This window comes from Leisingera sp. S2M4 (assembly GCF_055398055.1).
On sequence record NZ_AP040861.1, the window covers coordinates 1,523,000 to 1,537,730 of the forward strand.

10 protein-coding genes and 2 tRNA genes are annotated in these 14,731 nt (G+C 63.9%); 3 read left to right on the forward strand and 9 right to left on the reverse strand.

Features of this window, described 5'->3' with window-relative positions:
* Nucleotides 1–48: 48 nt before the first annotated feature.
* The 4 genes from mtgA to ACZ52D_RS07445 form a co-directional block, all read right to left on the reverse strand.
* Nucleotides 49–786 (reverse strand): monofunctional biosynthetic peptidoglycan transglycosylase, encoded by a 738-nt coding sequence (gene mtgA, locus ACZ52D_RS07430; protein ID WP_464443017.1) that lies wholly within the window; start codon nucleotides 784–786, stop codon nucleotides 49–51.
* A gap of 101 nt (nucleotides 787–887) precedes the next feature.
* On the reverse strand, nucleotides 888–5,420 hold the full coding sequence (gene gltB, locus ACZ52D_RS07435; RefSeq protein WP_464443018.1) for a glutamate synthase large subunit: 4,533 nt from the start codon (nucleotides 5,418–5,420) through the stop codon (nucleotides 888–890).
* Entirely contained in the window at nucleotides 5,417–5,851 is a 435-nt protein-coding gene (locus tag ACZ52D_RS07440; RefSeq protein WP_369929863.1) for a GFA family protein, read from the reverse strand. The genes gltB and ACZ52D_RS07440 overlap by 4 nt, the downstream gene beginning before the upstream one ends.
* 98 nt (nucleotides 5,852–5,949) lie before the next feature.
* Nucleotides 5,950–7,389, reverse strand: a complete 1,440-nt coding sequence (locus ACZ52D_RS07445; RefSeq protein ID WP_464443019.1) for an NAD(P)-dependent oxidoreductase — start codon at nucleotides 7,387–7,389, stop codon at nucleotides 5,950–5,952.
* Between the two features lie 242 nt (nucleotides 7,390–7,631).
* On the opposite strand from ACZ52D_RS07445, the gene ACZ52D_RS07450 reads away from it, so the two are divergent.
* Nucleotides 7,632–8,438 (forward strand): undecaprenyl-diphosphate phosphatase, encoded by an 807-nt coding sequence (locus ACZ52D_RS07450; protein ID WP_464443020.1) that lies wholly within the window; start codon nucleotides 7,632–7,634, stop codon nucleotides 8,436–8,438.
* An 86-nt stretch (nucleotides 8,439–8,524) separates the two neighbouring features.
* Here the strand turns inward: ACZ52D_RS07450 and ACZ52D_RS07455 are convergent, their stop codons facing one another.
* Nucleotides 8,525–9,517, reverse strand: a complete 993-nt coding sequence (locus ACZ52D_RS07455; protein WP_464443021.1) for a complex I NDUFA9 subunit family protein — start codon at nucleotides 9,515–9,517, stop codon at nucleotides 8,525–8,527.
* Between the two features lie 215 nt (nucleotides 9,518–9,732).
* Here ACZ52D_RS07455 and ACZ52D_RS07460 point away from each other — a divergent pair.
* Both ACZ52D_RS07460 and ACZ52D_RS07465 read left to right on the forward strand, forming a co-directional pair.
* Nucleotides 9,733–9,819, forward strand: a tRNA-Leu gene (locus ACZ52D_RS07460).
* Nucleotides 9,820–9,971: 152 nt separating this feature from the next.
* Nucleotides 9,972–10,047: transfer RNA gene (locus ACZ52D_RS07465), tRNA-Thr, on the forward strand.
* A gap of 38 nt (nucleotides 10,048–10,085) precedes the next feature.
* On the opposite strand, the gene urtE is transcribed toward ACZ52D_RS07465, so the two are convergent.
* Genes urtE through urtB form a run of 4 tightly spaced genes read right to left on the reverse strand, consistent with a single transcriptional unit; the run spans nucleotide 10,086 to nucleotide 14,659 of the window.
* A complete protein-coding gene (gene urtE, locus ACZ52D_RS07470; protein ID WP_464443022.1) occupies nucleotides 10,086–10,781 on the reverse strand; it encodes an urea ABC transporter ATP-binding subunit UrtE in 696 nt (231 codons plus the stop codon).
* Nucleotides 10,782–10,784: 3 nt separating this feature from the next.
* On the reverse strand, nucleotides 10,785–11,525 hold the full coding sequence (urtD, locus tag ACZ52D_RS07475) for an urea ABC transporter ATP-binding protein UrtD (RefSeq protein ID WP_464443023.1): 741 nt from the start codon (nucleotides 11,523–11,525) through the stop codon (nucleotides 10,785–10,787).
* Nucleotides 11,522–12,748 carry an urea ABC transporter permease subunit UrtC gene (urtC, locus tag ACZ52D_RS07480; protein ID WP_464443024.1) on the reverse strand — a complete coding sequence of 409 codons (1,227 nt, stop codon included), beginning with the start codon at nucleotides 12,746–12,748 and terminating at the stop codon, nucleotides 11,522–11,524. The genes urtD and urtC overlap by 4 nt, the downstream gene beginning before the upstream one ends.
* Before the next feature lie 3 nt (nucleotides 12,749–12,751).
* Nucleotides 12,752–14,659, reverse strand: coding sequence for an urea ABC transporter permease subunit UrtB (gene urtB / locus ACZ52D_RS07485; protein ID WP_464443025.1), 1,908 nt, complete (start codon nucleotides 14,657–14,659; stop codon nucleotides 12,752–12,754).
* Between the last annotated feature and the right edge of the window lie 72 nt (nucleotides 14,660–14,731).

A 14,731-nucleotide genomic window follows, 5' to 3' on the forward strand; every position in this document is an offset into this window, starting at 1 on the left:
GGTAGGTTTCAGCAGATGGTCAAGCAATGCCCCGGCAGGCACAAAGATTCAATCCTCGAAACAATCGGCACGCCCGTCTGCGCGGATGGTGGCTGCCCCATCCGCGATCTGGCGGGCGCGGCGTTGGACAAAGCTGCTGGGCTGGCGGGCAGAGCGTTCCTTGGGATTGGGCAATACCGCGGCAATGAGCGCCGCCTGCCGCGCGGTCAGCGCTTCCGGCCCGACTCCAAAATAACGCCGAGCCGCGGCTTCGGCACCAAAGACACCTTCATCCATCTCGGCAACGTTGAGGTAGACCTCGAGGATTCGGCGCTTGCTCCAGGTGATCTCGACCAACGGGGTCAGCAATGTTTCCAGCACCTTGCGCGGCCAGCTGCGCCCCTGCCACAGGAAGACGTTCTTCACCACCTGCTGTGAAATGGTCGAGCCACCGCGGGTTCCGCCCGCCTCGATCGCTGCCTGGATAGCCCGTGCATCGAAGCCCCAGTGGCGGCAGAACTGCGCATCCTCCGCCGCGACCACCGAACGCGCCAGCACCGGCGCCATTTCTTCCAGCGGCACCCACATGCGGTCCACTTCGCCCAGACGGCGCTGCTCGGTCCAGATCGTATGGGTGATCGGCGGGTTCACCACCGAGTACAGGAGGATAAGCGCCACGAAGCCCGCCACGACCCCCAGCACCAGCCGCAGCACCCAGCGCCGCAGCCATTGCAACGGCTCCAGCTTGCGCTTTGCCGTCTTGCCGCTGCTCTTCGATTTCTTCTTTTTTGCCACTGCCTTTGCCATGCCTCTCTATAGGCCAGCCTAGCCGAGTGAACCAACCGCTAAAAGAACCCCCCGCAAGCATTCGCCTGCGGGGGTGTCTGTTTCCAGTCTCTGTTTCGGGCTTATTCCGCCGGAACCGCCGCTTGCTCCTGCATCAGCGGATGCGGCAGCTTGTTCAGCATTTCCTTGGGGCAGACCTGCAGGAAGTTGGCCTTCTCGATATCCCAGTGCTGCAGGATCTCCGCCGCCTTGCGGCTGCCGGTTTCCTCGAGGTGCCGTTCGATCAGCCCTTTCAGCTGCGCTTCCCAATGATCCACTGTCACCGGGCAGGTGACGAGGGTTTCCATGTTCATCAGGGTCTCGGCCTTGCCTTCCGGGTCATAGAGATACGCCATGCCACCGGTCATGCCTGCGCCGAAGTTGGCGCCGATCGAGCCCAGGATCACCGCAACCCCGCCGGTCATGTATTCACAGCCGTTGGAGCCGCAGCCCTCGATCACCACCTTGGCACCCGAATTGCGCACCGCGAAGCGCTCGCCGGCACGGCCAGCTGCAAACAGGTACCCGTCGGTGGCACCGTACAGGACGGTGTTGCCGATGATGGTGTTCTCGCTGGCCTTCAGCGGGCTCACCTGCGGCGGACGCACCACGATGGTGCCGCCCGACAGGCCCTTGCCGACATAGTCGTTGGCATCGCCCGACACTTCCAGCTTCAGCCCGGGTGCCGCAAAGGCGCCCAGCGCCTGACCGGCAGAGCCCTGCAGTTTCACCGTCAGGTGATCCGGCTGGAAGGAATTGCGCATGCCGAAGTTGCGCACGATATGGCTCGAGGTGCGGGTGCCGACGCTGCGGTGGGTGTTCTGCACCGCGTAGGACAGCTGCATCTTCTCACCGTCCTGCAGGAACCGCGCCGCATCGCGCACGATTTCCGAATCCAGGGTATCCGGTACTTCGTTGCGCTCCTTGTCGCGGTTGTAGACGATGTTGGCAGAGCCATCGACCGTGATCAGCAGCGGGTTCAGGTCCAGATCATCCAGATGCGCGGACCCGCGGGAGACCTGCGCCAGCAGGTCGGCACGGCCGATCACCTCGTCCAAGCTGCGCGCGCCGATGGAGGCGAGGATCTCGCGCACTTCCTGAGCGTAGAAGGTGATCAGGTTCACCACCTTGTCGGCGTTGCCGGTGAACTTGGCGCGCAGGGATTCGTCTTGGGTGCAGACTCCCACCGGGCAGGTGTTGGACTGGCACTGGCGCACCATGATGCAGCCCATCGCGATCAGCGCGGCGGTGCCGATGCCGTATTCCTCGGCACCCATCATTGCCGCCATCACGATGTCACGGCCGGTGCGCAGACCACCGTCGGTCCGCAGGGTCACCCGGCTGCGCAGGTTGTTCATTGCCAGCACCTGGTGCGCCTCGGTGAGGCCCATCTCCCAGGGCAGACCCGCATATTTGATCGAGGTCGCAGGAGAAGCCCCGGTGCCGCCGTTGTGGCCCGAGATCAGGATGATGTCGGCCTTCGCCTTGGCAACGCCCGCGGCGATGGTGCCGACGCCCGAAGACGCTACCAGCTTCACCGTCACCTTGCAGCGCGGGTTGATCTGCTTGAGGTCATAGATCAGCTGCGCCAGGTCCTCGATCGAATAGATATCGTGGTGCGGCGGCGGCGAGATCAGGGTCACGCCCTTGGTCGAATGGCGCAGGCGGGCGATCAGGTCGGTGACCTTCATACCCGGCAGCTGGCCACCCTCACCGGGCTTGGCACCCTGGGCCACCTTGATCTCCAGCTCCTCGCACTGGTTCAGGTATTCAGCCGTGACGCCGAACCGGCCCGAGGCCACCTGCTTGATCTTTGCCGACGGGTTGTCGCCGTTGGGTTCGGGCACGAAGTGTGCCGGATCCTCGCCACCTTCACCCGAGTCGGACTTGGCGCCGATGCGGTTCATCGCGACGTTCAGCGTCTTGTGCGCCTCGGGCGACAGGGCGCCCAGGGACATGCCCGGCGTCACGAAGCGCTTGCGGATCGAGGTGATCGATTCCACTTCCTCGATCGGCACCGGCTTGCCAAGGGGCTTGATCTGCAACAGATCGCGCAGGTGGATCGGCGGGTTCGACTGCATCTTCGCCGAATACTGCTTCCACAGCTCGAACGAGGCACGATTGCAGGCCATCTGCATCATGTGCATCGAGCTGGCTTCCCAGGCGTGGGTCTCGCCGGACTTGCGCGCCTTGTAGAAACCGCCGATCGGCAGCACACCCTCGGGCGACTTCCAGGCCTTGGCGTGGATTTCTTCCAGCTTGCTCTGGATACCGGTCACACCGATACCAGAAATGCGGCTGGTCATGCCGGGGAAATACTCGGCGCACATCGCACGGCTCAGGCCCACGGCCTCGAAATTCAGACCACCGCGGTAGGACGACACCACCGAAATGCCCATCTTGGCCATGATCTTCAGCAGGCCCTGGTCAATCGCCTCACGGTAGCGGGCGACGTTCTCGGTCAGGGTGCCTTCCAGCAGGCCGCGCTCGATGCGGTCGGCCAGCGAATCCTCGGCCAGATAGGCGTTCACCACGGTTGCGCCACAGCCGATCAGCACCGCGAAGTAATGCGGGTCGATACATTCCGCCGATCGCACGTTGAGCGAGCAGAAGGTCCGCAGGCCTTCGCGGGTCAGATGCGAATGCACCGCGGAGGTCGCGAGGATCATCGGCATCGCCACCTTGTCCGCGCCGGAATACTGATCGGTCAGCACGATATGACCGGCACCCGACCGCACTGCCTCCTCGGCTTCGCTGCGGATCCGCGCCAGCGCGGCGCTCAGGGCACCCCGACCGGGCGCAAAGGTACAGTCGATCTCGGCCATCGGCGCATTGAAATGCTCGACCAGCGTGTCCCACTGGGCGTTGCCGACAAAGGGGCTTTCCAGCACGATGATTTCGGTCTGGGAGCTGTCCTCGTCCAGAACGTTCTTCAGATTGCCGAAGCGCGTCTTCAGCGACATCACCCGGTATTCGCGCAGGCTGTCGATCGGCGGGTTGGTCACCTGGCTGAAGTTCTGGCGGAAGAAGTGGCTCAGCGGACGGTACATTTTCGACAGCACGGCCGACGGGGTGTCATCCCCCATCGAGGCCAGCGCCTCTTTGCCATCCTCGGCCATCGGCGCCAGGATCTGCTCCAGTTCCTCGATCGAATAGCCGGCCGCGACCTGACGGCGGCGCAGCTCCTCGCCGGAGAACAGGGGCTTTTCGGTCACCCCGGACAGCGTCGAATCCAAGTCGCTGATCTTGCTCACCCACTCGCCAAAGGGCAGTGCGCGGGCGAGTTTGTCCTTGATCTCGGTATCGTGGTAGAGTTGGCCCTTCTGCATGTCGACGGCCAGCATCTGGCCCGGCCCCAGCGCGCCTTTTTCGACAACGGTTGCCTCGTCGATCGGCACCATGCCCGCTTCCGAACCCGCGATCACCAGACCGTCGCCGGTCACCACATAGCGCATCGGACGCAAGCCATTGCGGTCCAGACCGGCGCAGACCCAGCGGCCATCGGTCATCGCCAGAGCAGCGGGGCCGTCCCAGGGCTCCATCACCGAGTTGCAGTAGGAGTACATGTCGCGCCAGGCTTGCGGCAGCTCCACCGCCTGCTTGGACCAGCTTTCGGGCACCAGCATGGTTTTCGCCATCGGCGCGGAACGGCCCGCGCGCACCAGGACCTCGAACACGCCATCCAGCGCCGCCGAGTCAGACGCACCGCTGGCGATGATCGGCTTGATGTCTTCGGCGTAGTCGCCAAAGGTCGAAGACGCCATGCGGATTTCATGGCTCTTCATCCAGTTCACATTGCCCTTCAGCGTGTTGATCTCGCCGTTGTGGGCCAGCATGCGGAACGGCTGCGCCAGCCACCACTGCGGGAAGGTGTTGGTGGAATAGCGCTGGTGATAGATCGCGAAGGCGCTCTCGAAGCGTTCGTCCATCAGGTCGGGGTAGAACACCGCCACCTGCTCGGCCAGCATCATGCCCTTGTAGATGATCGAGCGGCACGACAGCGACGCGAGGTACAGCCCGTTGATGCCCGCAGCCGCCGCGGCCTTCTCGATGCGGCGGCGGATCACATAGAGCTCGCGCTCGAAGGTTTCCTCGTCCACGCCCTTGGTGTTGGAGATCAGGATCTGCTCGATCTCGGGGCGGGTGGCGTTGGCCTTTTCGCCCAGGCAGGACACATCCACCGGCACATGACGCCAGCCGTAGATGAAATAGCCCATCCGCAGGATCTCGGTCTCGACGATGGTCCGGCACTTCTCCTGCGCGCCGAAATCGGTGCGCGGCAGGAACACCTGGCCCACCGCCATCAACTCGTCCTCGTGCGGCTCATGGCCGGTGCGACGGATCTGGTCGTGGAAGAAGGGCACCGGGATCTGCACATGGATGCCCGCGCCGTCGCCGGTCTTGCCGTCGGCATCCACCGCGCCGCGGTGCCAGATCGCCTTCAGCGCGTCGATGCCGGCCTCGACCACCTTGCGGCTCTTCTTGCCGTCAACGGAGACCACAAGCCCCACGCCGCAGGAGGAATGCTCTTCCTCCTCGGAATACAGGCCGTTCTCCGCCAGCCACTTGCGCTTGGCTTCTTCGGCGCGCACCCAATCTGCATCATATTTGGTCATTGGCTGTTTCCTTCTTGGCACGGGGCAAACATGTCGATCACGTCAGCGCCGGTCAGTTTCCGGCTGCTGGCATCGAACGCATAGCCCGCTGGCTTCTTGTCGATATAAAGTTCCAGGCGCAGTTCATTGCCGCCTGCATTGTCAAACAGGCCAGCCGAGATCTGCGTCTGGCCCTGATGTTTTCCCGAGGTCATGCGGTACCACAGCGCCGAGCCGCATTTGCTGCAAAAGGCACGTTCCGCCCAGCCCGAGGACTGATAGGTCTGAACCGGTCCCAGTGCTGCATAGCCGGGGGCAGCCTGAAAGCTCAGGAACGGCCCGCCAGCCCAGCGCTGGCACATCTGGCAATGACAGGCGGCCACGGCGTCGCGTGCCGGGGTGGCGGTGACGGTCACCGCGCCGCACATGCATTGTCCCTGCAATTCGCCCATCTCCGTGTCCTCCTGCTGGCTAGGTCAGCACTGCTGACTTTTGCTGCTCCCCCACACCCGCCGCGCCGCAGCCTGGTTGGTGCAGGGGCGGTGGCGGGTTACTCCGCAGCCACCGCGGCCTTGCTGTTGAATTTCTCCAGGATCGCCTCGGCGCAGTCCCGGCCATCCTTGATCGCCCAGACCACCAGCGAGGCACCGCGCACGATGTCGCCCACAGCATAGACACCCTCAAGCTCGGTGGCACCGGTCTTGAATGCGGCCTTGATGGTGCCCCAACGGGTCACCGGCAGCTCCGGCTGGTCCCAAAGGGTCGGCAGATCCTCCGGTTCAAAGCCCAGCGCCTTGATCACCAGATCGGCCTCTTCGACGTAGTCCGCGCCCTCGATCACCTCAGGTGCCTGACGGCCCGAGGCGTCCGGCTGACCAAGGCGCATCTTCTGCACCATCACGCCGGCGACCTTGCCGCCCTCCTCGGTGAAGCCCTTGGGCGCGGAAAGCCATTCGAACACCACGCCTTCTTCCTCGGCGTTCTGGGTTTCACGTTGCGAGCCGGGCATGTTGGCGCGGTCGCGGCGGTAGAGGCATTTCACGGATGTCGCGCCCTGACGGATCGAGGTGCGCACGCAATCCATCGCGGTATCGCCGCCACCGATCACCACGACCTTCTTGCCCGCGGCATTCAGATCGCCGTTGTCAAAGGCTTCAACCGCATCGCCAAAGCTCTTCTTGTTGGAGGCGGTGAGGAAATCGATCGCCTTGACGATACCCTCTGCACCGCTTCCCGGCATCGACAGATCACGCGATTTGTAGACGCCGGTGGCGATGATCACCGCGTCATGCTTGGCGCGGATATCCTCGAACGAGATGTCCTCGCCCACGGTGCAGTTCAGCTTGAAGGTAACACCACCGTCGGCCAGCAGCTTGTTGCGGCGCTCGACCACGTCCTTTTCCAGCTTGAAGCTGGGGATGCCGTACATCAGCAGCCCGCCGGCGCGGTCATAGCGGTCATAGATGGTGACCTGCACGCCTGCCTTGCGCAGCATGTCCGCGGCCGCCAGGCCACCGGGGCCGGCACCGATGATGCCAACGCTCTCGCTGCGCTCGGCCAGCGGCGCTGCGGGCTTGACCCAGCCGTTTTCCCAGGCGGTGTCGGTGATGTATTTCTCGACCGAGCCGATGGTGACGGTGCCGTGGCCCGACTGCTCGATCACGCAGTTGCCTTCACACAGGCGGTCCTGCGGGCAGATGCGGCCGCAGATCTCGGGGAAGGTGTTGGTGGCCTGGCTGACCTCGTAGGCCTCTTCCAGGCGGCCGGTTGCCGTCAGGCGCAGCCAGTCGGGGATGTTGTTGTGCAGCGGGCAGTGGCTCTGGCAATAGGGCACGCCGCACTGGCTGCAGCGGCTGGCCTGCTCCTCTGCCTTGGCGGCGGCATATTCCGCGTAGATCTCATTGAAGTCTTCCTTGCGTACGCTCGCGTCACGCTTTTGAGGCATGTCGCGTTCGATCTGCACAAATTTCAGCATCGGTTGCTTGGCCACGGGCTGGACTCCATCGTTTGTCTGGCTGCGAGGGTACCTTTGCAGGTATCGGCACGCTTTATGTCAACTATGCTGACCTATTTTATCAGCTCTTGCCCCTCTGATACCGTGTTCCGCAGAAATGTACAGAGATTTTAGGTCCGATCCGGACCATAATCGGGACTTTCATAATCAAGACCGGGATTTATACAGGATCCCGACAGGTTATGGCCGGGTTGCGGCCCGCAGAGGACGATTTCAGAATGCCGATATTTCAACTGGTGCTGGTGGCTTTGATCCAGGGAATCACTGAATTTCTGCCGGTTTCCTCCTCAGGACATCTGATTCTGCTGCCCGGGCTGACCGGTCTGGAGGACCAGGGCCAGGTGATCGACGTCGCCGTTCATGTCGGGACGCTGGCAGCGGTGGTGATCTATTTCTGGCGTGATGTCCGCATGGGGCTGGCCGGGCTGCCCCGCGCCCTCAGCGGTCGCCTGGACACCCCCGGCGCCCGGCTGACGATGGGGCTGGTCGTCGCCACCATTCCCACCGTGCTGTTCGGCGCGGCGCTGCATTTCAGCGGGTTCAGCGACAGCCTGCGCTCGATCACCGTGATCGGCTGGACCATGCTGGGCTTCGGGCTGCTGTTGTACTGGGCCGACCAGAAAGGGGCCGAGGTAAAACAGGTCGATGACTGGGGCCTGCGCGATGCGCTGATGATGGGGCTGTGGCAGATGCTGGCGTTGATCCCCGGCACCTCTCGGTCGGGCATCACCATCACCGGCGCGCGCCAGCTCGGCTACAGCCGCGAGGAAGGCGCCCGCATCGCCATGCTGATGTCGATCCCGACCATTCTCGCCTCCGGCATCCTCCTGGGCACCGAGGTTGCACTGGACGCAGACACCGCCCTGCTGCGGGATGCAGGCATTGCCGCCGCCCTGGCGATGGTCTCGGCGCTGGCGGCACTCAGCCTGATGATGCGCCTGCTGCGCTCGGTCAGCTTCACGCCCTATGTGATCTACCGAGTGATCCTGGGGCTGATCCTGCTGACCATCGCCTACGGCAGCTGAGGCGCAAAAAAAAGCGCAGGCCCCGGCCCGCGCTTTAGATGCTTTAGATAACGTCCGATCTGTCCGGCCCCGGACGGCCGGGACTGTCAGGTGCCGTTCTTGCGCAGATTGCGCGCCGAGCTGGTCATCTCGTCATACTGGCCCGAGGGGCGGAATTTCCACAGGTAGTCCGGCAGCACCGAGCCAAGCGCCACCGGGCTGATACCCAGATCCGCAAAACCCCGGGCGCCGTCGGCCACCACATTGTCGGACTTCAGGCTTTTCAGCTGATCTCGGGTCAACATCTGGTTCTCGATCAGCTGGAAGCTGGCCTTCTGCAGGATGTCGAACCCCAGCGCGACCAGATATGCCACGAAACCCGGCAGCGACAGGATAATGCGGCGGCGATGGATCACCTCCAGCATCTGCGCCATCAGCGCGCGGAAGGTCTTCACCTCCGGCCCGCCAAGCTCATAGACGCCGGGTTCGGCCTCGCCCGAGGCCCCCTTGACCGCGGCCTTGGCCACATCATCCACGAACACCGGCTGGAACCGGGTCTCGCCCGCTGCGATCGGCAGCACCGGCGACAGGCGGGTCATGCCGGCAAAGCGGTTGAAGAAGCCGTCCTCGGCCCCGAAGATCACCGAGGGGCGCAGGATCACTGCGCCCGGGAAATGCTCCAGAACCGCAGCCTCGCCTGCGGCCTTGGTACGGGAATACGCGCTGGCAGCGTTCGGATCTGCACCGATGGCCGAGATATGCACCAGGCTGTCCACGCCCTCCTGCGTCGCGATGCGCGCAATGCGGCCCGCGCCTTCGGCATGAATGGCGCCGAATGTGTTCTTGCCCAGCTCATTCAGCACGCCCACGCAGTTCACCACCGCATCCGCGCCCTGCATGACGGCCGCCACCGAGGTGTCGTCGCGCACATTGCAGAACACCGGTTCCACCTGGCCGGGCACACCGTAGGGTTTCACGTGCATGGCCTCGTTGGGACGACGCACCGCAACCCGCACTCGCCAGCCCTCCTTGGCCATACGCCGCGCAATATACCGGCCGACAAAGCCGGATCCGCCATAAATCGTGACCAGTTTGGACATGTTTTGGCTCCTGAACTTAGCTGCCTTTATGCTCTAGCGCCGCGGGACACATCGAACAAGGCGCAATTCATCGGGTTTCCTCCGGATGTGGCACCAGATCCTGCAAAAAGCCGTTAACACGTGCCGCATTCGCCGCATCTGGGAAAGGCCGCACAGGTCACGTTTTCCGTTTGACGGCCCCCGAAAACCTGCTTATACGCGCCTGCACGACACCTGCCCAGGTGGCGGAATTGGTAGACGCGCTAGCTTCAGGTGCTAGTGTCCGTATGGACGTGGAGGTTCGAGTCCTCTCCTGGGCACCATTCCCCGACATTGCGATATTGTAGTAAAACTGCCCGGCGGATTGCCGTGTGGTCCGGCGTCAAACCTGCATCTTCGCCACTTGCACTGGCGCTGGACAGAGTTTAAACGACGTCCATCCGCAAGGCCTTCGGGTCAGGCGGAGAGGAAGAGTGCCGGTGTAGCTCAGCTGGTAGAGCACGTCATTCGTAATGATGGGGTCGTAGGTTCGAGTCCTATCACCGGCACCAGTCTTCCCCAGAGCTCCTACCCATCAGCATTCCCTGCGCTAGACGCTGACACCCTGCAGCACCGCCTCGCGGGACAACTCGTTGCGGGTCCCCTCGAGCATAATTTCGCCGCGGCGCAGGACGACCAAACGGTCTGCCAGCTCATAGGCAAAATCAAAATACTGCTCGACCAGTACAATCGCCATGCTGCCGGTGGCGCGCAGGTGGCGGATCACCTCGCCGATCTGCTGGATGATATTGGGCTGAATGCCCTCCGTCGGCTCATCCAGCAGCAGGAGCCGCGGCTTGGTGATCAACGCGCGCGCAATCGCCAATTGCTGCTGCTGGCCACCGGACAGATCGCCGCCGCGGCGGTTCTGCATCTTCTTCAGCACGGGAAACAGATCGAAAATCTCGTCCGGCACAAAATGCTCAGACGCCGGAAGGCAGGAAAACCCGGTCTCCAGATTCTCACGTACCGTCAGCAGCGGGAAGATCTCGCGCCCCTGCGGCACATAGGCGACACCCTTCCAGGCCATCCGGTGCGCGGGCAGCACGCCGAGGGTCTCGCCGCCCAGCTCCAGACGGCCGCCGGAGCGCGGATGTGCGCCGGAGATCGCCTTCATCAAGCTGGTCTTGCCGACGCCATTGGTGCCCATCACGCAGGTCACCTCGCCCTCGCGGGCCTCCATCGAGATCCCATTGAGGATTTGCGAATGCCCGTAATGCAGGGTCAGATCGGATAGTTTCAGCATCTCTCAGCGCCCCAGGTAGACGTCGATGACGTCCTGATTGGATGTAACATGGTCGAGGCTGCCCTCGGCCAGAACCGAGCCTTCGTGCAGCACCGTGACCTTGCAGTTCAGCCGCCGCACGAACTCCATATCGTGCTCCACCACCACAACGGCGCGGGTCCTGGCCGCCTGCACCAGCAAATCGGTGGTGTGCTCGCGCTCCTGCGGGGTCATGCCGGCGGCTGGCTCGTCCACCAGCAGCAGCCGCGGCTCCTGCGCCAGCAGCATGCCGATTTCCAGCCACTGCTTCTGTCCGTGGCTCAGCTCGCCCGACTTGCGACGCAGCGCGTCCTTCAGGCCGATCTCTTCGGCCAGCTCCGCGACCCGGTCCAGTTCTTCGGGGCTGGGCCGGTAAAACAGCACCCCCAGCCAGCCGCGGGTGTTCTTCAGCGCCATCAGCAGGTTTTCCTGCACGGTCTGATCCTCGAACACCGTGGGTTTCTGGAACTTCCGCCCGACGCCTGCCTGGGCAATCGCCGCCTCGCTCATCCGCAAGAGCGACACCGATTTCTCGCCCCAGATCACCCGGCCCTCGTCCGGGCGGGTCTTGCCGGTGATGATGTCCATGAAGGTCGTCTTGCCAGCCCCGTTGGGGCCAATCACGGCGCGCAGCTCGGCATCGGCGATGCGGAACGACAGGTTGTTGATGGCGCGAAAACCGTCAAAGCTGACGGAAACGCCGCTCACCTCCAAAAGCGTGCTCATTGGCTGGCCTCCCGTTCGCGCAGCGCGCCGTCGTCCGGGCCAAGGTCCGCGCCATGGCGGTCGGCCCGCCGCCGCGCCCAAAGGTCAAACAGCCCGCCGATGCCTTGCGGCGCAAACAGGGTGACCAGCACAAAGGACACGCCCAGAAGCACCTGCCACCAGTCGACCCACTTGATTGTGTAGAACCCCAAGGACACGTCTGGCGCCTGCCCGCCGGTGAACCAGGTGCTGAGCAAGCTGACAAACCCAGCGCCGATCACCGCGCCGTACAGCCGCCCACGACCACCGATCGCCACCCAGACTGCCAGGTAGATCGAGGCGATGGGGGCCATTTCCTCGGGGTTGATGATGCCCGCCTGCGGGTAGTAAAGCGCGCCCGCGATGGCGGCGATACAGGCAGTCAGGGTAAAGACCGCCAGCTTGTAGACCTCGACCGAGTAACCAAGGAAGCGCACCCGCGCCTCGTTGTCTCGGATGCCGCGCACGACAGAGCCGAACTTGCCCGACACCAGCCAGGCCGCCAGCAGGAACCCCAGCCCGAGCGCCACCGCCGAGGCCCAGAGGAACCACACCGACACCACCGATTGCGGGGCGCTGACGCCGGGCAGGTTCTGCAGGCCCGACAGCCCATTGTTGCCGCGCAGGCCGCTGTCGTTCTGAAACAGGTACAGCGCCAGCGCCAGGGTCATCGCCTGGGTCAGGATCGACAGGTACACGCCGGTCACCCGGCTGCGGAACGCCAGCCAGCCGAACAGCAGCGCCAGCACGCCGGGCACCAGCACCACCAGCGCCAGCTGCAATACCAGACTGTCTGCAAAGGCCCAGATCAGCGGAAACTCGGACGATCCCACGACGCCGAAGATCTGGTTGCCGATGGCGTCCGTGACCTCAGCCGCGGTGGGCGGGATGTCTCCCTGGGCCAGCGACTCGGCCACGATCAGCCGGGTGCGCTCATACATCAGCCACATGCCGATCATGTAGCCGCCCAGCCCGAAGAAGGCGAAATGCCCCAGCGACAGGATACCGGCGAAGCCCCAGACCAGGTCCATCGCCACCGCGATCAGGCACAGGCACAGGGTCTTGCCCAGCGTCTTGACGAAACTGGTGGAAATCACGCCGATGCCAAAGCCCTCCGACAGGACGGTGACACCAAAGGTGAACAGCGACAGGATGGCCAGAAAGATCAGAACCGAAGGTTTCCTGGCGATAAAGCTGCGTTCCATGGCTCAATCCCCCGCCGCGCGGCCCTTGAGGGCGATGATCCCCCGCGGCCGGAACTGGATGAAAATGATGATGAAGATGATCATGTAGGTCTGCGCCGCCAGCGTGTTCGAGGGGTTAGCCCACTCGATCCCCTTTTGCAGAAAGCCGATCATCCCGGCCCCGGCCAGCGCGCCCCAGATGTTGCCGACACCGCCGACAACCACGGTCATGAAGCTCTGCACGATATAGTCGTTGCCAAGGTCCGAGGTCACCTTGGCGAACAGGCCGATGGCGACGCCGGCAATGCCGGCAATGCCGGAACCCAGCCCGAAGGTCAGCATGTTGACCCGGCCCGGATTGATCCCCATCGACCCCGCCATGCGCGGGTTCTGCGTCACCGCGCGCATCTCCAGCCCCAGCCGGGTGCGCCTCATGATGAACAGGAACAGGCCGAGGAAGATCAGCGCCAGAACGAAGATGGCGATGCGGATATAGCTGATCGACACCACGTCGTTCAGCACCCACGCGCCGTCCAGCCAGCCCGGCGCGGTCAGCGGCCGTGCCTGTGTGCCAAAGATGTTCTTGGCCAGCTGCTGCAGCGCGATGGAGATCCCGAAGGTCGCCAGCAGCGTCTCCAGCGGGCGGGCATAGAGAAAGCGGATCACCAGCCGCTCCATCGCCACCCCCATGGCAAAGGTCACGGCAAAGGCCATCGGAATCGCCACGATGATCGACAGCGTGTGGTCGGGGATGATCTGCTGCACGACATAGCCGGTATAGGCGCCCATCATGATGAACTCGCCATGGGCCATGTTGATCACCCCCATCACGCCAAAGGTGATGGCCAGCCCGATCGCGGCGAGGAAATAGATCGAGGCCAGCGACACAGCGTCCAGCGTCAGGTCCAGCGTCTGGTTCATGCCGACCTTCAGCGCGATCTGCTCCAGCGCGGTTTCGGCGGCAGCGGTGACCTCGGCGGCGGGTTCCGCGTAAGTGTCAAAGAACACATGCGCGCCCAGCGCGGCATCCATATCGGCGGCGGTGACCAATGGCGGCACCTTGCCCTCTGCGGCCAGCGCCGCATAGGCCCGGCTGCGGCCCTCCTCTGCGCTCAACTGCGCCAACGGCACCCCGCCGACCCGGCCGCCCTCAATGTTGTCTGCCAGTGCGGCGCGGATAGCGTCCGCCGACACACGTGGTGCCGCCAGGTTGTTTTCCACCAGCAGATCGTAGGCTTGCTCTCTGGTCAGCTCGTCAGATCCCGGCGTCAGCGCCGCGGCAAGGTTGGCGTCTTCCGGCAGCGCCAATGCAGCCTGCCGCGTGGTCGCCACCAGCGGGTTCAGCGCCGCGCGCACATCAAGGCCCAGATCGCCGGACATGTCCGCGATGGCCGCAACACGGGCAGCGGTATCAGCGTCATAGCCGATGGTCAAAAGCCGCTCCAGCCGCTGTTTCTGCGCCTTGATCTGCGCGTCAGCCTCACCGCCGATCGAGGCGCGCAGCGGCGCCAGCAAGGAGGCCTCGGGATCGCGGGCGATCGACTCCAGCGCAGCCAGCCGCTTGGCGCGGTCCGGGTCGCTCAGCTGGAACTGCACCAGCGCGGTGGCGATCAGCGCCCGCACGCCGCTGTTGGGTTTCAACTGCTTGAGCGCGGACTTGTCAAAGCTGCCCACAGTCTCGCCGCTGTCGAAATCGGTCAGTACATAGCTGCCGCCCTCGCCCTTTGCCCCGGCAAAGAAGTACCCGTCCGCCTTGCGCATCCACATGTCCTTGGAGGCCCAGCTTTCCAGCATGGTCTGCGCCTGCGGCAGCCCGCTGGCGGCGATGGCATCGATGGCCGGCTGGATCGTCTTGCGCGAGCTTTTGAAAATATCCGCCTGATGCGCCTGCAGCACCGGCTGCAGCGCAGTCTCCTGGGCACTGGCCGTCATGCAGGCGCACAGGAGTGCGAGGCCCGCAAGGAATAGTCGTAACATCTGCTGAAACCTGATTGTCTTGGGGAG

Coding starts and splice junctions, on each gene's coding strand:
- mtgA (WP_464443017.1), bottom strand. CDS start 786: ATGGCAAAGGCAGTGGCAAAAAAGAAGAAATCGAAGAGCAGCGGCAAG.
- gltB (WP_464443018.1), bottom strand. CDS start 5,420: ATGACCAAATATGATGCAGATTGGGTGCGCGCCGAAGAAGCCAAGCGC.
- ACZ52D_RS07440 (WP_369929863.1), bottom strand. CDS start 5,851: ATGGGCGAATTGCAGGGACAATGCATGTGCGGCGCGGTGACCGTCACC.
- ACZ52D_RS07450 (WP_464443020.1), top strand. CDS start 7,632: ATGCCGATATTTCAACTGGTGCTGGTGGCTTTGATCCAGGGAATCACT.
- ACZ52D_RS07455 (WP_464443021.1), bottom strand. CDS start 9,517: ATGTCCAAACTGGTCACGATTTATGGCGGATCCGGCTTTGTCGGCCGG.
- urtE (WP_464443022.1), bottom strand. CDS start 10,781: ATGCTGAAACTATCCGATCTGACCCTGCATTACGGGCATTCGCAAATC.
- urtD (WP_464443023.1), bottom strand. CDS start 11,525: ATGAGCACGCTTTTGGAGGTGAGCGGCGTTTCCGTCAGCTTTGACGGT.
- urtC (WP_464443024.1), bottom strand. CDS start 12,748: ATGGAACGCAGCTTTATCGCCAGGAAACCTTCGGTTCTGATCTTTCTG.
- urtB (WP_464443025.1), bottom strand. CDS start 14,659: ATGACGGCCAGTGCCCAGGAGACTGCGCTGCAGCCGGTGCTGCAGGCG.